At 54.0% G+C, this 18,938-nt stretch carries 19 protein-coding genes; 10 read left to right on the top strand and 9 right to left on the bottom strand.

All coding sequences use genetic code 11. The features are described from left to right. Nucleotides 1-159 precede the first annotated feature (159 nt). The gene (gene sodA / locus O9K67_RS24090; RefSeq protein ID WP_061499400.1) at nt 160-780 is read left to right on the top strand and encodes a superoxide dismutase [Mn]; all 621 of its coding nucleotides are present in this window, start codon (nt 160-162) and stop codon (nt 778-780) included. Nucleotides 781-1,028: 248 nt separating this feature from the next. Then, nucleotides 1,029-2,012: a 2-keto-3-deoxygluconate transporter gene (gene kdgT, locus O9K67_RS24085; protein WP_061499397.1), complete on the top strand. Its 984-nt coding sequence runs from the start codon at nt 1,029-1,031 to the stop codon at nt 2,010-2,012. Between the two features lie 40 nt (nt 2,013-2,052). Here the strand turns inward: kdgT and O9K67_RS24080 are convergent, their stop codons facing one another. Beyond that, on the bottom strand, nt 2,053-2,895 hold the full coding sequence (locus O9K67_RS24080; RefSeq protein ID WP_408612880.1) for a dihydrodipicolinate synthase family protein: 843 nt from the start codon (nt 2,893-2,895) through the stop codon (nt 2,053-2,055). Nucleotides 2,896-3,108: 213 nt separating this feature from the next. On the opposite strand from O9K67_RS24080, the gene yiiM reads away from it, so the two are divergent. Continuing rightward, nucleotides 3,109-3,783, top strand: coding sequence for a 6-hydroxyaminopurine reductase (gene yiiM / locus O9K67_RS24075; RefSeq protein WP_061499391.1), 675 nt, complete (start codon nt 3,109-3,111; stop codon nt 3,781-3,783). A 38-nt stretch (nt 3,784-3,821) separates the two neighbouring features. Here the strand turns inward: yiiM and cpxA are convergent, their stop codons facing one another. Next, nucleotides 3,822-5,195 carry an envelope stress sensor histidine kinase CpxA gene (cpxA, locus tag O9K67_RS24070; RefSeq protein WP_061499388.1) on the bottom strand — a complete coding sequence of 458 codons (1,374 nt, stop codon included), beginning with the start codon at nt 5,193-5,195 and terminating at the stop codon, nt 3,822-3,824. After that, a complete protein-coding gene (gene cpxR / locus O9K67_RS24065) occupies nt 5,192-5,890 on the bottom strand; it encodes an envelope stress response regulator transcription factor CpxR (RefSeq protein WP_061499386.1) in 699 nt (232 codons plus the stop codon). The genes cpxA and cpxR overlap by 4 nt, the downstream gene beginning before the upstream one ends. Nucleotides 5,891-6,041: 151 nt before the next feature. Here cpxR and cpxP point away from each other — a divergent pair, with 151 nt between their 5' ends. From cpxP to O9K67_RS24035, 6 genes are all read left to right on the top strand, one after another. Further along, on the top strand, nt 6,042-6,545 hold the full coding sequence (cpxP, locus tag O9K67_RS24060; protein ID WP_061499382.1) for a cell-envelope stress modulator CpxP: 504 nt from the start codon (nt 6,042-6,044) through the stop codon (nt 6,543-6,545). A 148-nt stretch (nt 6,546-6,693) separates the two neighbouring features. Then, the gene (gene fieF / locus O9K67_RS24055) at nt 6,694-7,578 is read left to right on the top strand and encodes a CDF family cation-efflux transporter FieF (RefSeq protein ID WP_061499379.1); all 885 of its coding nucleotides are present in this window, start codon (nt 6,694-6,696) and stop codon (nt 7,576-7,578) included. A 202-nt stretch (nt 7,579-7,780) separates the two neighbouring features. Beyond that, complete coding sequence (gene pfkA, locus O9K67_RS24050; protein ID WP_061499376.1) at nt 7,781-8,743, top strand: 6-phosphofructokinase; 963 nt, start codon at nt 7,781-7,783, stop codon at nt 8,741-8,743. 149 nt (nt 8,744-8,892) lie between these two features. Next, nucleotides 8,893-9,882 carry a sulfate ABC transporter substrate-binding protein gene (locus O9K67_RS24045; RefSeq protein ID WP_061499373.1) on the top strand — a complete coding sequence of 330 codons (990 nt, stop codon included), beginning with the start codon at nt 8,893-8,895 and terminating at the stop codon, nt 9,880-9,882. 125 nt (nt 9,883-10,007) lie between these two features. Continuing rightward, nucleotides 10,008-10,766 (top strand): CDP-diacylglycerol diphosphatase, encoded by a 759-nt coding sequence (locus tag O9K67_RS24040; RefSeq protein ID WP_061499366.1) that lies wholly within the window; start codon nt 10,008-10,010, stop codon nt 10,764-10,766. 73 nt (nt 10,767-10,839) lie between these two features. Beyond that, complete coding sequence (locus O9K67_RS24035; protein ID WP_061499363.1) at nt 10,840-12,144, top strand: SLC13 family permease; 1,305 nt, start codon at nt 10,840-10,842, stop codon at nt 12,142-12,144. 38 nt (nt 12,145-12,182) lie between these two features. On the opposite strand, the gene tpiA is transcribed toward O9K67_RS24035, so the two are convergent. Next, nucleotides 12,183-12,950, bottom strand: coding sequence for a triose-phosphate isomerase (gene tpiA, locus O9K67_RS24030; protein WP_061499359.1), 768 nt, complete (start codon nt 12,948-12,950; stop codon nt 12,183-12,185). Between the two features lie 107 nt (nt 12,951-13,057). Next, nucleotides 13,058-13,651: a DUF1454 family protein gene (locus tag O9K67_RS24025; RefSeq protein ID WP_061499355.1), complete on the bottom strand. Its 594-nt coding sequence runs from the start codon at nt 13,649-13,651 to the stop codon at nt 13,058-13,060. A 113-nt stretch (nt 13,652-13,764) separates the two neighbouring features. On the opposite strand from O9K67_RS24025, the gene O9K67_RS24020 reads away from it, so the two are divergent. Further along, complete coding sequence (locus O9K67_RS24020) at nt 13,765-14,184, top strand: DUF805 domain-containing protein (RefSeq protein WP_061499352.1); 420 nt, start codon at nt 13,765-13,767, stop codon at nt 14,182-14,184. On the opposite strand, the gene fpr is transcribed toward O9K67_RS24020, so the two are convergent. The 4 genes from fpr to O9K67_RS24000 all read right to left on the bottom strand — a co-directional run bounded on the left by fpr (nt 14,185) and on the right by O9K67_RS24000 (nt 18,527). Further along, a complete protein-coding gene (gene fpr / locus O9K67_RS24015; protein ID WP_061499349.1) occupies nt 14,185-14,931 on the bottom strand; it encodes a ferredoxin--NADP(+) reductase in 747 nt (248 codons plus the stop codon). It abuts the gene before it with no gap. 96 nt (nt 14,932-15,027) lie between these two features. Beyond that, on the bottom strand, nt 15,028-16,038 hold the full coding sequence (gene glpX, locus O9K67_RS24010) for a class II fructose-bisphosphatase (RefSeq protein ID WP_061499344.1): 1,011 nt from the start codon (nt 16,036-16,038) through the stop codon (nt 15,028-15,030). A 110-nt stretch (nt 16,039-16,148) separates the two neighbouring features. Beyond that, nucleotides 16,149-17,657 (bottom strand): glycerol kinase GlpK, encoded by a 1,509-nt coding sequence (glpK, locus tag O9K67_RS24005; RefSeq protein WP_061499341.1) that lies wholly within the window; start codon nt 17,655-17,657, stop codon nt 16,149-16,151. Between the two features lie 21 nt (nt 17,658-17,678). Then, nucleotides 17,679-18,527, bottom strand: coding sequence for an MIP/aquaporin family protein (locus O9K67_RS24000; RefSeq protein ID WP_061499338.1), 849 nt, complete (start codon nt 18,525-18,527; stop codon nt 17,679-17,681). Nucleotides 18,528-18,938 lie beyond the last annotated feature (411 nt).

The raw sequence follows: 18,938 nt of genomic DNA, 5'->3' as shown, positions 1-18,938 counted from the left end.
TGAGCAGCTTCACAATTTCAATAACATAACCAAAAGTTATAACCTTATAAAAACTACGGCATTGATAAACATTTTCAATATCATTTAATTAACTATAATGAACCAACTGCTTACGCGGCGTTAACATAGTAGCCGCTTACACCCTTAATGGAGATGATTATGAGCTATACATTGCCTGCTCTGCCGTACGCGTATGATGCCCTTGAGCCGCACTTTGACAAACAAACGATGGAAATCCATCACACCAAACATCATCAGACTTATGTGAACAATGCAAACGCAGCGCTGGAAAGCCTGCCGGAGTTCGCAAATCTGTCTGCTGAAGAGCTGATCACCAAACTGGACCAGCTGCCAGCGGACAAAAAAACCGTTCTGCGTAATAACGCCGGTGGCCACGCGAACCACAGCCTGTTCTGGAAAGGTCTGAAAAAAGGCACCACCCTGCAGGGTGACCTGAAAGCGGCAATCGAGCGTGATTTCGGTTCCGTTGATAACTTCAAAGCAGAATTTGAAAAAGCAGCAGCGACCCGCTTCGGCTCCGGCTGGGCATGGCTGGTGTTGAAAGGCGACAAACTGGCAGTGGTTTCTACTGCAAACCAGGATTCCCCGCTGATGGGTGAAGCGATTTCCGGCGCCTCTGGCTTCCCGATCCTGGGGCTGGATGTCTGGGAACACGCCTACTACCTGAAATTCCAGAACCGCCGCCCGGACTACATCAAAGAGTTCTGGAATGTGGTGAACTGGGACGAAGCTGCTGCGCGTTTCGCGGCGAAAAAATAAGGCTGTTTCGTCACTCACCGTAAGGTGAGGCAAAACCCCCGCCAGGCGCTGCCTACGGGGGTTTTTTTATGTCGTTAAACATTAGAACAGACAATAAAAACAATGATCCTAAAATAATGAAATATTGTTTCGTTATGCATGATTGATCACTTTTCTCTCCGGAAACGGGTTCTAACATCACCTCATCGGCGCTGAGCGTTTTCTGGTCGGCGCAGCAAAATCAGACGGTTTTGACGACAGGTGAAAATATGCAAATCAAACGTGCAATAGAGCGAATTCCGGGCGGTATGATGCTGGTTCCTTTGTTCATCGGTGCGTTGTGCCACACCTTTGCGCCGGGAGCGGGTAAATATTTTGGCTCTTTTACCAACGGCATGATCACCGGTACGGTGCCAATCCTGGCAGTGTGGTTTTTCTGCATGGGAGCGTCGATCAAGCTGAGCGCGACCGGTACGGTACTGCGGAAATCCGGTACGCTGGTGGTCACCAAAATTGCCGTGGCATGGGTGGTTGCGGCGGTGGCATCGCGCGTGATCCCGGCGCACGGCGTTGAAGTCGGATTTTTTGCCGGGCTGTCGACGCTGGCGTTGGTGGCCTCAATGGATATGACCAACGGCGGGCTTTATGCGTCGATCATGCAGCAATACGGCACGAAAGAGGAAGCCGGAGCGTTTGTGTTGATGTCGCTGGAGTCCGGCCCGTTGATGACGATGATTATTCTCGGTACTGCGGGTATCGCCCCGTTTGAGCCGCATGTGTTTGTGGGTGCGGTGTTGCCCTTCCTGGTGGGGTTCGCACTGGGTAACCTTGATCCGGAACTGAGGGAATTCTTTAGCAAGGCGGTGCAGACGCTGATCCCATTCTTTGCGTTCGCATTGGGTAATACCATCGATTTAAGTGTGATTGCACAAACCGGGCTATTGGGCATTTTGTTAGGTCTGGCAGTGATTGTGATCACCGGCATTCCGCTGATTCTCGCCGATAAACTGCTTGGTGGTGGGGATGGAACTGCCGGTCTGGCTGCCTCCAGCTCTGCGGGCGCGGCGGTCGCCACGCCGGTGCTGATTGCCGAAATGGTGCCGGATTTTAAAGCGATGGCGCCAGCGGCTACCGCGTTAGTGGCAACCTCGGTGATCGTCACCTCGATTCTGGTACCGATTTTCACCTCACTTTGGTCACGCAAAGTGAAAGGGGCAACCGCGGAAATCGCGATACGCAATACAGTGAAATAACGGCAGGCTGGATAGCGTTACGCATATCCGGCCGGTGTAGTTATTGAATCCCGAAGAGGCAATCAACCTGGCGGCACTGCTCCTCATTCAGCGCGCCGCCAGGGTTGCGCGCAATCGGCGTGCAGTAGCCAAACTTGCGTGACACCACGGTTTTAATGGTGGTAACAAAATCATCACCGATGGTGTAAATCGCCATAAATCTGCCTATCTCACGCTGTGCATCCTGTAGCGTCGGTAAATCGCCTTGTCGCCAGGCTTCGCGGGCTTTTACAAACAGCTCCGGCATGACGTTGTTCAGCCCGGAAATCACCCCGGCGCCGCCCGCCAGCAGGTTAGGAATATAATATTCGTCATACCCGGACAGTACGGCGAAGTCGTCACGTACTTTCTGCGTCGCGAGAATGAGATTACGTGTATGCGACTGGCAATCCACCGTGTCTTTAATACCGGCAAAATCCGGGAATTCCGCCGCCAGGGTTGCCACCAGGTCGGCGGTCAGATCGCAGCCGGTGCGTGCCGGAAAGTTATAGGCAAACCACTTACCACTGATCGCCTTACCCAGCGCGCGGAAGTAACTTAACAATTGCGCGGGCGTTTGCCCGTAATAATAAGGTGGCAGCACCATAACGGCTTCGTAGCCGGTGCGCCAGGCTTCATCGGCCATACTCAGAATATCGTTGAAGCAGGTCGACGAGACGTTGGCGACCATCGTACCGGGAGACATCGCCCGCGCTTTGCGGATCACTAATAGCCGCTCATCCATCGAGAGAGAGGCGAATTCACCGATGCTGCCCATCAGCAAAATGACATCAATTTTCGCCGCGTTAAGACGGGCAATATGTTTGCTCAGTCCGTTCAGATCGACTCGTCCTTCGCTGTCCATGGGTGTGATGGAAGGGCACCAGACGCCAGAGAATGGGGTTTCGTGGGTCACAGCACGGTCTCCTTAATGAATGAAATAGCGTTTCAAATATCAGGTTAAGTGATAGCACGTCTGTGGAGGCGGCATGGCAACCGGGGTCGCATTTCTGCACGTTTACTGCACAAAAAATGTGGTCTAATAGTGGCGTAAATCAACACTATCCAGGGAGAGAATATGCGCCATCCGGTTGACGTGTTTATTGGCAAAGTCAGGGATTATGCAGGGAGTCGGCCCAGCGCCATCGGCAAATTGCAGGTTGAGGGTGAACTGATGCTTACCGATACCGGGCTTGCAGGCGATGAGCAAGCTGAAAAGAGTTACCACGGCGGTGCGGATCGCGCGCTGTGCCACTATCCGCGGGAACATTATGCGTGGTGGGCTGCTCGTTTCCCTGAGCAGGCATCGCTGTTTTGCGCCCCGGCGTTTGGCGAGAACCTTTCCACCACGGGGCTGACGGAGCAAACGGTATTTATTGGCGATATTTTCCGTTGGGGTGATGCGCTTATCCAGGTGACGCAGCCGCGTTCCCCCTGTTTTAAACTCAATTTCCATTTCGCGATTAGCGATATGGGCGCACAGATGCAGGCAAGTGGCAAGGTTGGCTGGCTCTATCGGGTGATTGTTGCGGGGAGGGTATCCACAGATGCGCCGCTGGAACTGGCGTCCCGGTTGAGCGACGTCAGCGTATATGATGCTGCGGCCATTGCCTGGTATCAGCCGTTTGATGATGCGCAATATCACCGTTTGCTGTCGGCAGCGGGGCTATCAGCAAGCTGGACGCGTACGATGCAGAACCGGCGTATTCACGGCAAAATTGAAGATAATTCCCGGCGACTGTGGGGGAAGTAGCAAGATAGCGCCCCCTCCGTGAAGGAGAGGGCGGAGGGTTATGAGCGTTTGTATAACGGTAGCCAAAGCGTTAAGCGTAAACCGCCCAGCGGGCTATCGTCGGCTTTTACCCAGCCGCGATGCTGCTGGATAGCCGTTTCAACGATCGCCAGCCCCAGACCGGTTCCACCGGATTCCCGGTCCCGGGCTTCGTCAGTACGGTAGAACGGGCGGAAAATTTGCTCCCGATCTTCCGGGCTGACACCAGGGCCGTCGTCATCAACGTTTATGGTGATGCCGTCTTTATCGACGGCAAAACTCACTTCAATTTTGCTGTGCGAGTAGCGCAGCGCATTACGCACGATATTTTCCAGCGCACTTTCCAGCGCGTTCGGGTTGCCATACAGCGGCCAGGGACCCGGCGGGAAGCTGACCGTCAGGGATTTACCCATCTGTTCTGCTTCGAAAGCGGCGTTATCCAGCACCTCTTTCCACATCTGGTTGGCTTTGACCGTTTCACTCACCAGCGCGTTTTTTTGCTGATTCCGCGACATCACCAGCAGGTCGTTGATCATGCCGTCCAGCCGTTGTGCTTCGGTTTCGATCCGCTCCAGTTCTTTGCTTTCACCACTGCGACGGCGCAAAAGCGCGGTCCCCAACTGTAAGCGCGTGAGGGGGGTGCGCAACTCATGCGAAATATCAGACAACAGACGCTGTTGCGCTGTCATCATCCGTTCCAGCGCTGTCACCATCTGGTTAAAACTGGCCCCGGCGGCAAGAAATTCCTGCGGCCCGGCTTCCAGTTCAGGGTGCTGCCGCAAGTTGCCCTGTGCGACTTCATCCGCCGCGTTTTTTAGCTTACGCGCGGGTTTCGCCAGGCTCCACGCCAGCCATAGCAGCAGCGGCGAACTGATCAGCATCGTGACAATCAGCAATAACAACGGACGGTCAAACAGCAGGTTAATAAAGTCAGACTGTGAACTGCCGGCGGGGCGTATCAGGTAGAGCTGGTAGTTGTCTTCCCCGTCACGCACGGAGAAGGGCCCGACCATTTCGACCCGGCCATACTTTTTCTTCTGCGGATGGTCAGAGTTGTCCGCCTGGCCGATAAAGTTACGGATTATCTGCATTTCGTTGCGTTCGGCGCCGATAACGCGCCCTTCGCTGGTGACCAGCAACAGGCGTTGACCCGGTGGCGCCCATTTGTCGATAGCGCGGAAAAGCCTACGCCACCACATCAGGTCGTTCGGCGGGTCATTAGCCAGTTCCGCTTCGACATGCTGTTCAATCATCACGCCCTGACGTTGTTCGCTGTCCAGCAGTTCCGTCATTTGACGGGAGTCCAGCTTTGGCACCATCAAAACCAGCATCAACACCAGCGCCAGCGTTAGCCAGAAAATGGCGAAGATGCGGGCGGTCAGGCTACCTATCATGAAGCGGAAACCATCAGATAACCGCGCCCGCGCAGGGTTTTAAACCACGGATGCCCATCTTTGCGATCCGGCAATTTACGGCGCAGATTGGAAATGTGCATGTCGATGGCACGATCAAATGGCGTTAAGCGTTTGCCGAGCACTTCCTGACTAAGATGTTCACGGGAAACCACCTGACCAAGATGCTGCGCCAGCAGGTAGAGCAACGTGAATTCCGTTCCTGTTAGCTCCAGCGCTTGACCGTCAAAGCTGGCTTCCTGGCGACCAGGGTTCAGGCTCAGTGCATCCACTTCAAGCGTAGGCGAACCGTTGTCGCTGTTTTGTTGCTGCTCACTCCAGTGGGAGCGGCGCAAAATCGCCCGGATACGCGCGACCAATTCGCGATCGTTAAACGGTTTGGGCAGATAGTCATCCGCGCCCAGCTCAAGGCCGAGAACGCGATCAAGCTCACTGCCGCGTGCAGTCAACATAATAACCGGCGTCTGGTGTGTCTGACGTAGCTCTTTAAGGGTATCGATACCGTTTTTCTTCGGCATCATTACGTCGAGCAAAAGCAAATCAATACTGTCATCGAGGAGGTCAAGCGCCTGTTCCCCATCGTGAGCAACGAGCACATTAAAACCTTCCATGTCGAGTAGCTCTTTTAACAGGGATGTAAGCTCTCGGTCATCATCTACTAAAAGAATTTTATTCATTGTTTAAATACCTCCGAGGCAGAAATTACGTCATCAAGAGTCGCTAATCCATGACTTTACGTTGTTTTACACCCCCTGACGCATGTTTGCAGCCTGAATCGTAGACTGATTCTCGTTGATACGCGATACGGAAATATTACTGGAGCAGATGATGCGCAAAGTTACCGCTGCCGTCATGGCCTCAACGCTGGCGTTAAGTGCAGTTAGCCACGCCGCTGAAGTCGTAACAGGCGATAACTGGCATCCCATTGAGGGGCTTGCGCAGCGCAGTGTTCAGAGCCACATGTTTGACGGTATTAATTTGACCGAACATCAGCGCCAACAGATGCGGGATCTGATGAGACAGGCGCGGCACGATCAACCTCCAGTTAATGTTAGCGAAATGGAGACAATGCACCGCCTTGTCACCGCAGAAAATTTTGATGAAAACGCTGTGCGCGCTCAGGCGGAAAAAATGGCGCAGGAGCAGGTCGCCCGTCAGGTTGAAATGGCAAAGGTCCGCAACCAGATGTACCACCTGCTCACGCCGGAGCAGCAAGCGGTTTTAAACCAGAAGCATCAGCAACGGATGGAACAACTGCGTGATGTCGCGCAGTTGCAGCAAAGTTCCCCGTCGACAGTATTGAGTAGTAGCAGTACCCGGCATTACCAGTAACAAACCCTGTTTTCCTTGCCATAGACACCATCCCTGTCTTCCCCTCCATGATGGAGGGGTTTTTTTTGCCTGCTATTCCACCGCTTAATTTAGCCATTACTGCTGTTTGCCTTCCGTTATAATTCCCGCAGGACAAACAGGAGCGTTTATGAATCAATCCTATGGGCGGCTGATAACCCGTGCGGCAATAGCGGCGACAGTCACGGCATCGTCACTTCTTATCATTAAACTCTTTGCCTGGTGGCTCACCGGTTCAGTCAGTATCCTGGCGGCGCTGGTGGATTCGATGGTGGATATCGCCGCGTCGTTGACCAATTTACTGGTGGTGCGGTACTCGTTACAGCCAGCGGATGAAGAGCACACTTTCGGTCACGGGAAAGCGGAATCACTGGCGGCGCTGGCGCAAAGTATGTTTATTTCCGGTTCGGCGTTATTCCTGTTATTAACCGGCATTCAGCACCTGGCAAGCCCCAATCCGCTTAACGACCCCGGCATTGGTGTCGCAGTCACGGTGATTGCCCTGATCAGTACTGTGATACTGGTCACTTTTCAGCGCTGGGTTGTGCATAAAACCCAGAGTCAGGCCGTGCGAGCGGATATGCTTCATTATCAGTCTGATGTTATGATGAACAGCGCAATTCTCATCGCGCTGGGTCTGTCGTGGTATGGCTGGCACCGGGCAGACGCATTATTTGCGTTGGGCATTGGTGGCTATATTTTGTATAGCGCGTTACATATGGCGTATGAAGCGGTCCAGGCATTGCTGGATCGCGCGTTACCGGATGAAGAACGCCAGGAAATTTTCGGGATCGTTACCGCATGGCCAGGCGTCAGCGGCGCTCACGATCTTCGCACGCGGCAGTCAGGGCCGACCCGCTTTATTCAAATTCATTTAGAAATGGAAGATAACCTGCCGCTGGTTCAGGCGCATCTCATTGCCGAACAGGTGGAGCAGGCGATTCTGCAACGTTTTCCGGGATCGGATGTGATTATTCATCAGGATCCCTGCTCGGTAGTACCTCAAGGACGATAAGCAATTTAACGCTTTCGTATTTCGATGTAAAAAAGTGAGCCAGGGCAGCTTTTTGTGTATAAATTACCACCATTTGGGCTGACCTGAATCAATTCAGCAAGCAAGGATTGATATACTATTTGCATCATAGTTGTTCGCTCCCGTTGGGGAGTCGCTTCGGGCCACAGAATTTTATTTTGCATTCCTTAGTTCAGAGGTAGTCATGATTAAAAAAATCGGTGTGTTGACAAGTGGCGGTGATGCGCCAGGCATGAATGCCGCTATCCGCGGTGTCGTCCGTGCAGCATTGACAGAAGGTCTGGAAGTTGCAGGTATCTATGATGGTTACCTCGGCCTGTACGAAGACCGCATGATCCAGCTCGACCGTTACAGCGTGTCGGACATGATCAACCGCGGTGGTACATTCCTGGGCTCCGCTCGCTTTCCGGAGTTCCGTGAAGAGCATATCCGCGCCGTGGCTATTGAGAACATGAAAAAACGCGGTATCGACGCGCTGGTGGTTATCGGCGGTGACGGTTCCTACATGGGTGCGAAGCGCCTGACCGAAATGGGCTTCCCGTGCATCGGGTTGCCGGGCACCATCGATAACGACGTTGCGGGCACGGACTACACCATCGGTTATTTCACTGCGCTGCAAACCGTCGTTGAAGCGATTGACCGTCTGCGCGATACCTCTTCTTCTCACCAGCGTATCTCCATCGTTGAAGTGATGGGCCGTTATTGCGGCGACCTGACGCTGGCCGCAGCCATTGCTGGTGGTTGTGAGTTTATCGTTCTGCCGGAAGTGGAATTCAACCGTGAAGACCTGGTGGCAGAAATTAAAGCCGGTATCGCGAAAGGTAAGAAACACGCGATCGTGGCTATCACTGAACACATCTGCGACATCGACGAACTGGCGAAGTACATCGAAAGCGAAACGGAGCGTGAAACGCGTGCCACCGTGCTTGGTCACATCCAGCGCGGCGGTTCTCCGGTACCTTATGACCGTATTCTGGCTTCCCGCATGGGCTCTTACGCCATCGAACTGCTGCTGCAGGGCTACGGCGGTCGTTGCGTAGGTATCCAGAACGAGAAAATGGTTCACCACGACATTATCGATGCCATCGAAAACATGAAACGCCCGTTCAAAGGCGACTGGCTGGATTGCGCGAAAAAACTCTACTAATCGTGAAAACGCCCTCGATGACCGGGGGCGTTTTTTTACCCGCCAATATTCCGCAAAGTTATAGCCAATCTTTTTTTATTCTTTATTCATTGAATCTCTTTCTGGCACTCTGGCGTCATCAAAAATGCATAACCTGAAGAGAGTGGGCGATGAATAAATGGGGCGTGGGAATAACTTTACTGCTGGCTTCAGCCAGCGTTCTGGCGAAGGATATCCAGTTATTAAACGTGTCTTACGATCCAACGCGCGAGCTGTACGAGCAGTACAACAAAGCGTTTAGCGCGCACTGGAAACAAGAGACGGGCGACAATGTGGTGATTCGCCAGTCTCATGGCGGCTCGGGCAAGCAGGCAACGTCAGTCATCAACGGTATCGAAGCTGATGTAGTTACGCTGGCGCTGGCCTATGACGTAGACGCTATTGCGGAACGTGGCCGCATTGATAAAAACTGGATCAAGCGTCTGCCGGATAACTCAGCTCCGTATACCTCAACCATCGTTTTTCTGGTGCGTAAAGGCAACCCGAAACAGATTCATGACTGGAATGATCTGATTAAACCAGGCGTTTCCGTTATCACGCCGAACCCAAAAAGCTCTGGCGGCGCGCGCTGGAACTATCTGGCTGCCTGGGGTTACGCTTTGCATCAAAATGGCGGCGATCAGGCTAAAGCCCAGGAGTTCGTCAAAGCGCTATTTAAAAACGTGGAAGTACTGGACTCTGGCGCACGCGGCGCAACCAACACTTTTGTTGAACGCGGGATCGGCGATGTGCTGATTGCCTGGGAAAACGAAGCGCTGCTGGCAACTAATGAGCTGGGTAAAGACAAGTTTGAAATTGTCACGCCAAGCGAATCGATCCTTGCTGAACCGACCGTCTCCGTCGTAGATAAAGTGACCGAGAAAAAAGGCACCGAAAAAGTCGCGGAAGCCTACCTGAAGTATCTCTACTCGCCGGAAGGCCAGGAGATCGCCGCGAAGAACTTCTATCGTCCGCGCGATCCGCAAGTGGCTGCGAAGTACGCCAATGCCTTCCCGAAACTGAAGCTCTTCACCATTGATGATGAGTTTGGTGGCTGGACCAAAGCGCAGAAAGAGCACTTCTCTAACGGCGGCACCTTCGATCAAATCAGTAAACGTTAATCATGCCGATGAGCCGCCCTCGTAAGAGGGCGGTTCTGTTTTGGATCTGCGTAAAATCCAGGATTCCCGACTTCCCCCCCGTTTTGCGCTATCATTCCGGTTCTTTCAGCAAAGGAAGCGGAAATATGAAAACAGTTCGTCGCATCGCGATTGCTCTGCTGCTGGTGATATTACTGGCAGGAGCGGGAGCATGGTACTGGTTCACACACCACGGCAACCCGAATGTGTTACGCCAGATAGTCACCGAACAGTGCCTGCCGAATGCCCGTGAACACAACTCTCCTGAGCCTTGTGCGCAGGTGAATCTGAAAAGCGGCTATGTGCTGATGAAGGACCGCAACGGACCGTTGCAGTTTCTGCTGATGCCGACTTACCGCATTAACGGCACGGAAAGCCCGTTATTGCTGGATCCCAACACGCCGAACTTCTTCTGGCAGGCCTGGCAGTCCCGTGACGTGATGAGCAAGATGCGCGGTAGCCAGGTGCCGGACAACGCCATTTCTCTGACCATTAACTCGCGTACCGGACGCACGCAGAACCATTTCCATATTCATATCTCCTGTCTGCGCCCGGATGTGCGTGCGCAGCTTAATGACAATGCGACCCGTATCAGCAGCCAGTGGCTTGAATTCCCTGGCGGCCTGCTTGGTCACACCTATCTGGCGCGGCGCGTAACGGAAGCGGAACTGGTACAACGCAGCCCGTTTTTGATGCTGGCGGAAGAGGTGCCGGAAGCCAAAGCGCATATGGGACGCTTTGCGCTGGCGATAGCACAACAGACCGATGGCTCCTTTGTGCTGCTGGCAACGGAACGAAACTGGCTGGCGCTTAACCGTGCTTCAGCTGAGGAAATACAGGATCATCAATGCGATATCCTGAAATAACCCCACCATAATTCGCGTTTACTCCTCCTGCCTGTCGCCGTAGACTTGCTGAAAAAATCTACAGGAGACAGGCATGTCGTTCTGGCTAACTCACCCTCTGTTCCTTCCCTCTGCGATTGTCGGCATCACCATTGTGTTGTGGGCCACCTCGCTGTTACCTGAGTTCATTACCGCGCTGTTGTTCTTTACGGCGGCAATGGTGGCGAAAATCGCCCCGCCGGACGTGATTTTCGGTGGTTTCGCCTCGTCGGCATTCTGGCTGGTGTTCAGCGGGTTTGTGTTAGGTGTCGCTATCAGGAAAACCGGTCTGGCGGATCGCGCGGCAAGGGCGCTCTCGTCGAAACTGACCACATCATGGCTGCACATGGTCGCCAGCGTTGTCCTGCTGAGCTATGCGCTGGCGTTTGTCATGCCGTCAAATATGGGGCGTATTGCGCTGCTGATGCCGATTGTCGCGGCCATGGCGACGCGGGCGGGCATCCTCGAGGGCACACGCGCCTGGTACGGATTGGCGCTGGCTGTCGGGTTCGGCACGTTCCAGCTTTCCGCCACCATCCTGCCTGCTAACGTGCCGAACCTGGTGATGAGCGGTGCAGCGGAAGGCTCCTACGGCATTCACCTGAATTATTTACCCTATCTGCTGTTGCACACGCCGGTGCTCGGTATTCTGAAAGGGATGATCCTGATTGGCCTGATTTGCTGGCTCTTTCCTGGCCAGCCGCAGGCACCGCGTGAGCATACCGCGTCTGCACCGATGAGCCGGGAGGAGAAGCGGCTGGCCTGGCTGCTGGCGGTGGTATTGACGATGTGGGTTACGGAGAGCTGGCACGGTATTGGCCCGGCGTGGACAGGGCTTGCAGCCGCGTGTGTGACCTTATTGCCTCGCGTTGGCTTTATTAACGGCGACGAGTTTTCCAGCGGGGTGAATATCCGCACCTGTATCTATGTTGCGGGGATTCTCGGCCTGGCAATCACGGTGACGCAAACCGGGATCGGTAGCGCGGTAGGGGACGCATTACTGCATGTGATGCCGCTTGATCCCGCAAACCCGTTTACCAACTTCCTCGCGCTAACCGGCATTACGACAGCACTCAATTTTATTATGACGGCTAATGGCGTGCCGGCGTTATTTACCACACTGGCGCAGAGTTTTTCCGAGGCCACCGGTTTCCCGTTGCTGTCGGTGATTATGATCCAGGTCTTGGGGTATTCCACGCCGCTGTTGCCGTATCAGGCGTCGCCGATTGTGGTGGCGATGGCATTGGGCAAAGTGCCTGTGCGCGCGGGGATGCTGCTGTGTTTTGCGCTGGCGCTGGTGACGTATCTGGTATTGTTACCACTGGATTACGCGTGGTTTAGCGTGCTGGGGAAACTGTAAAACAATACCCTCTCCCGCCTGGGAGAGGGTAAACAGGATTACGCCTGTTTTGCTGCTTCTGCGGCTTTCACGATCACGGCAAATGCGTCAGCTTTCAGAGACGCGCCGCCAACCAGTGCGCCGTCGATGTCCGGCTGGGTGAACAGCTCTGCTGCGTTGCCTGCGTTTACGGAACCGCCGTACTGAATGATCACTTGCTCAGCCACTTTCGCGTCTGCTTTGGCAATGTGGTCACGGATAAATTTGTGAACAGCTTGTGCCTGTGCCGGGGTCGCGGATTTGCCGGTGCCGATAGCCCAAACCGGTTCGTAAGCAATGACTGCGCCTTCGAACGCCGCTGCGCCCTGCGTTTTCAGAACTGCGTCGATCTGGCGTGCGCACACTTCTTCCGTTTTACCGGCTTCGTTTTCTGCTTCAGTTTCACCGATGCACAGAACCGGGGTCAGGCCAGCTGCTTTCAGCACAGCGAATTTTTTGGCGATGAATTCATCAGATTCAGCGTGGTAAGTACGACGCTCAGAGTGACCGATGATGATGTACTTCGCACCAATATCTTTCAGCATTTCGGCAGAGGTTTCACCCGTGAATGCGCCAGACAGGTTAACGTCAACGTTCTGCGCACCCAGTACGATGTGGCTACCATCAGCAGCATGTTTAGCCAGATCCAGGTACATTTCCGGCGGCGCAATTGCAACGGCGCAGCCCGTAACGCCGGCCAGCTCGGTACGCAGGTTAGCAACCAGTTCGTTTACCATGTGGCGGCTGCCGTTCAGTTTCCAGTTACCCATCACTAAAGGATGTCGCATTTTTACTCTCCACGCGCTTGGCGAATTAAGGAATATGGCCGCCCCTCAGGGCAGCATGGTCTGTGAAACAGTATAGAGATTCATCCCCTGAAAGGCTTTGCTTTTTGTCATTTATTGTTGTCTTCGAGGGCCTCAGATAGCGCCAGCTTAATCGGTTCAACAGCGAAGGTCAGCCCCTTTTCGCCGTTATCTGCCACCACATAGCGAATCGGGCCTTCCGTTTCAGCGTAGTAAGGCTTGCTTTTGCCGTTAGTCAGCAACTTTTGCAGCTTTTGCATACTTTGCGCCGCCGTTAGCGTGGGCGTGAATGCGCGAATAAACGCCGCCATATACTCCTGCGCTTTGGCTTTCGCTGCCTTCTGTTCCGGGCCTTGTACCGGTAGCCAGGTTATCTGCATGGATTTGATTTTCAACGTGCCACGTTCCAGCGCCGTAGACGCGTAAAGGCTCTCGTTAATCTTTGTTGCTGCTCGCGTCAGGTTCTGATCACTGCCGTCAACAGCGCGGAACTCGCTCAGCGCCAGCGTGGGATTGTCGGTATTAAACCGCTCACGGAACTGGCTGATCGATTGATCAAAGGTCGGTGCGCCCGGCAGTAAATAGGGCGCAGTCGCCGCGGTTGGCGCGTCTTCCGCCATGACGGGCGAACAAAAGATCAGCGTTGAGAATAGCAGCCAAACCTGATAACGCCATGCTTTCATGAACATCGCCCTCTGTACAGTTTGCTCACGATTAAAACGATAACCGACTGGCTTGTCAAAAACTCCTGCCTCCAGGGTAAACTACGCAGCATTACGATAATAAGGAACCATACATGGGTATACAGCAGTGGTTGTTTTCATTTAAAGGGCGTATAGGACGCCGTGATTTTTGGGTCTGGATTGTCCTCTGGCTTCTCAGCATGACCGTTTTATTTGCGCTGGCGAACGGTGGAATGCTCGATTTCCAGATGGCGGCCTTTATGCTGGTGTGCCTGATCTGGCCGACGACCTGCGTCATGGTGAAACGCCTGCACGATAGAGGACGCCACGGTGCGTGGGGATTATTAATGGTGCTGGCGTGGATGCTGCTTTCCGGAAACTGGGCAGTCCTCAACGATACGCTGGAATGGGCGGTGGGCAGCCTGATCCCGGTGGTGATTATCGTGATGATGTTGATTGACCTGGGTGCGTTTATCGGCACCCAAGGGGAAAACAAATACGGTAAGCAGACGCTGGATGTGAAGTACCGCTGATCACCAGTAATGTTCCGCGGTGATATGTCCCGGTCGGCGGCGAAGATGCTTCGTCATCTGCCGGGTCTCTTTCAGCAGTTGCGTGGTATCGCGCACCATCTGGGGGTTGCCGCACAGCATCACGTGACTGTTCCCGGCGTTCATTGGCAGCCCGACCGCGTCTTCCAGCGCGCCGTTTTCAATGAGTGCCGGCACCCGCCCGGTCAGGGAACCTGAAATGGTCTCCCGGCTGACCACGGTCTGAATGCGTAATTTTCCTTCGTAGCGTTTTTGCAGCTCAAGCATTAACGGCAAATAGCTTAAATCCGCCGCATAGCGTACTGCATGCACCAGCACCAGATTTTTAAAGCGTTCGAGGTCTTTGCCTTCTTGCAGAATCGACAGATATGGCCCAATCGCTGTGCCGGTAGCCAGCATCCACAGCGTATCGCAGTCCGGCACTTCTTCCAGCACAAAGAACCCCGCGGCTTCGCTCACCACCAGCACTTCATCCCCCGGCTGTAAAGCTGCAAGACGCGGGCTGAGTTTGCCTTCAGGAACAATAACAAGGTAGAACTCAAGGTCGGGGTTGCCTGGCGCATTCACATACGAGTAGGCGCGCTGTACGCGCTCGCCGTCAATTTCCAGTCCAAGTTTAGCGAATTGCCCGGCGGTGAAGGGAAGAACGGGGGCATGAACGGTGAGACTAAATAATGCGTCGGTCCAGAACTGCACCTTTGTGACTTTTCCTGTTACCCAGTCCGCCATGGTTATCTCCTGTTCTGTTGCGTTGCCTTATCTTCGTGTCAACAGGCGAAGATTTCCAGCCCATCCGGGCCGGAAAGCTCAATTGAACAAATACCCTTACAGTATATGTCGTTGTACTTCAGGGTCTTTGCGATCCAGATAATGAATCGATTGAATACGGCGAATCGTGCGTGACTTGCCGCGGATCAGCAGCGTTTCCGTGGTGGCGATATTCCCTTTACGGCTAATGCCATCCAGCAGATCGCCTTTAGTGATCCCGGTGGCGGAAAAAATCACGTTGTCGCTGCGAGCCATATCATCCAGACGCAGGACGTGACCGGCTTCAATACCCATGCCACGACAGCGTTTTAACTCGATTTCACCGATGCGGCGATTCTCTTCGCTGTCGCCTTTAACCTGATGGCGCGCCAGCAAACGCCCCTGCATATCGCCATCAAGTGCACGGATCACCGCAGCAGACACCACCCCTTCCGGTGCACCGCCAATGCCATACAGCACATCCACTTCACTATCCGGCATACAGGTGAGGATCGACGCTGCGACGTCGCCATCCGGGATAGCAAAAACACGAACGCCCAGCGTTTGCATCTCTGTGATAGTGGCATCGTGGCGAGGTTTTGCCAGAATGGTGACCGTCAGTTCGCTCAGCGGTTTATTCAGCGCAGCAGCAACATTACGCAGGTTATCCGCCAGTGGCAGATTCAGGTCGATAGCGCCTTTTGCACCCGGGCCGACGATCAGCTTTTCCATGTACATATCCGGCGCGTTCAGGAAGCAGCCTTTATCGCCCACTGCCAGTACCGCCAGCGCATTTGCCTGACCCATAGCGGTCATGCGTGTGCCTTCAATGGGGTCGACGGCGATATCCACCGCATCACCCTTACCGGTTCCCACTTTCTCACCGATAAACAGCATTGGGGCTTCGTCGATCTCCCCTTCGCCAATCACAATGGTTCCGTCGATATTGACCTGATTGAGCATAATGCGCATAGCGTGCACCGCTGCGCCGTCCGCTGTGTTTTTATCGCCGCGTCCCAGCCACTTATAGCCCGCCAGCGCGGCGGCTTCGGTAACCCGGGAGAATTCGATGGCAAGTTCTCGTCTCATAACAAACTCTACAGTGAAAGAAATTGAGCGAAGTTTATCACAGCGAGCGAGGGAGGGTTGATTGGGCATAGCCCTCTCCCCACCGGAGAGAGGGCATCTGTTCGGGCGGGTTATTCGTCGTGATCTTCCCACGCCAGCGCACGTTTAACGGCTTTTTTCCAGCCGTTGTAACGGAAATTACGCTCGGTGGTTTCGATGCCCGGGCGGAATTCGCGCTCGATCACCGCTTTTTCCTGCAGTTCATCCAGATTCTGCCAGAAACCGACCGCCAGACCGGCGAGGTATGCCGCGCCAAGGGCCGTGACTTCACGCACTTCCGGGCGTTCCACGCGGGTGCCGAGGATATCCGACTGGAACTGCATCAGGAAGTTATTGGCAACCGCGCCGCCATCCACACGCAGCGCGTGCAAACGAATGCCAGAGTCAGCCTGCATCGCTTCCAGTACATCGCGAGTCTGATAAGCAATAGATTCCAGTGTTGCACGAATGATGTGGTTTGCGTTGACGCCGCGGGTCAGACCGAAGATCGCGCCGCGCGCATACGGGTCCCAGTACGGCGCACCCAGGCCGGTAAAGGCCGGTACGACGTATACGCCATTGGTGTCTTTCACTTTGGTGGCGAAATACTCTGAGTCGAAGGCATCGCTAATCAGCTTCATCTCGTCACGCAGCCACTGAATGGACGCTCCCGCCATAAACACAGCACCTTCCAGCGCGTAGTTAACTTCGCCTTTCGGGCCGCAACCGATGGTGGTCAGCAGACCGTGTTCCGATTTCACTGCTTTCTCGCCAGTGTTCATCAGCATAAAGCAGCCGGTACCGTAGGTGTTTTTCGCCATCCCTTCTTTCACGCACAGTTGGCCGAACAGCGCCGCCTGCTGGTCACCGGCAATACCGGCGATAGGAATACGAGTGCCGCCTTTACCACCGATATTGGTCTGGCCATACACTTCCGACGATTTACGCACTTCCGGCAGCATGGCGCGCGGGATATCCAGCGCTTCGAGCATTTTGTCGTCCCAGTCCAGGGTGTGGATGTTGAACAACATGGTTCGCGAGGCGTTGGTGTAATCCGTGACGTGAACGCGGCCCTGCGTCATTTTCCAGATAAGCCAGGTATCCACGGTGCCGAACAGCAGTTCACCGCGTTTTGCGCGTTCACGTGAGCCTTCCACGTGGTCGAGGATCCATTTCACTTTGGTACCGGAGAAATACGGGTCAACCACCAGACCGGTGGCGTTACGCACGTATTCTTCCATGCCGTCGCGTTTCATTTTTTCGCAAATATCCGCGGTGCGGCGGCATTGCCAAACGATGGCGTTGTAAATCGGTTTACCCGTTTCGCGTTCCCAGACAATGGTGGTTTCGCGCTGGTTTGTAATGCCGATGGCGGCAATTTCATCGGAATTGATATCGGCTTTGGCTAATACTTCCACCAGCGTAGAGCTCTGGGATGCCCAGATTTCCATCGGGTCGTGCTCAACCCAGCCTGGTTTCGGGTAAATTTGTTCGAATTCGCGCTGTGAAACGCTGATGATGTTGGCGTCATGATCCATCACAACGGCGCGGGAGCTGGTAGTGCCCTGGTCGAGCGCAACGATATATTTTTTGTCAGTCATGGTTATGTTCCCGTAGTCACATTACAGCGAAGCTTTTTGTTGAGTCGTGGAGGCGGTGCCTTTTTCTTCCGCCGCCACGCTGGTATTTGACGGCAGATGGCGACCAATCAGCTTGCGGTAGCCAAATGCGCCGAGCGCCGCGCCTACGATCGGCCCGAACAGCGGGACGAGGAAGTAGGGAATATCTTTGCCGCCGGTAAAGGCGACATTGCCCCAGCCTGCCAGCCAGGCGAATGCCTTCGGTCCGATGTCACGTGCCGGGTTCATGGCGAAGCCGGTCAGCGGGCCCATTGATGCGCCGATAACGGCAATCAACAAACCGATCAGCAAGGGTGCCAGCGGGCCACGCGGAATGCCGTTGCCATCATCACCTAACGCCATAATCACGCCCATCAGGACTGCGGTAATCACCATCTCAACGGCGAAAGCCTGCACAAAATTGATGTGCGGGTTGGGGTAAGTAGAGAAAATACCAGCCAGATCAAGACTTTCAACACTGCCGCGCACCATATTGTGCGTTTGTTCAAAGTCGAGGAAAAGATTGTAGTAAAGCCCGTAAACAAGTGCAGCCGCGCAAAACGCGCCGGCAAACTGAGAAATAATAAACGGAACAACTTTACGTCCGTCAAAACTCGCGAAGAGCCACAATGCAATGGTAACTGCCGGGTTTAGATGCGCGCCGGAAACCCCTGCGGTCAGGTAAATGGCCATTGCCACGCCCAGACCCCAAATGATACTGATTTCCCACTGGCCAAAGGTAGCTCCCGCCACTTTTAGCGCTGCGACACAGCCTACACCGAAGAAAATCAACAACCCGGTGCCGAGAAACTCGGCGATGCACTGGCCTTTTAAGGTTGATGTTTGACTCATAATCGGATCCTGCAAAAAGTTTAGTGGTTATTGTTAGCACGGAGGCCGAAGACCACCATGGTGTCGTGTAGACACAGTGTTAATTTATCGTTAACGAGCAAAAACGAGAAATATCGAAATCAAAATGTGTGTACTGCGTCAATAAAATGAGCGTTTTCGCGCGATGATGCGCGTTTTTGCACCATGAAGAAGTGTGAGCTGAATCATTTTTGTAACCTGGGTATTAACAATTTAGAGGTAGATCCCTTTCTTGCACCAGGAGCAGGCTGAAAAGTGTTGCAAAGCGCAAACAGCGGGGCTCTGCGCTGGACAGGGGCTGGTGGGCTTCATACAATCGGTAACAAGCAAATATGCTCATATTCATAAGGCGTCACCGGTATTCGGGACGAGGATTTTGTAAGACACGAATAA

The sequence above is a fragment of the Kosakonia oryzendophytica genome (assembly GCF_027886705.1).
In the GTDB taxonomy this organism is placed as follows: Bacteria; Pseudomonadota; Gammaproteobacteria; order Enterobacterales; family Enterobacteriaceae; genus Kosakonia; species Kosakonia oryzendophytica.
Note: the sequence above shows the minus strand (reverse complement) of the source record. Positions and strands in the feature narration are given on the sequence as shown.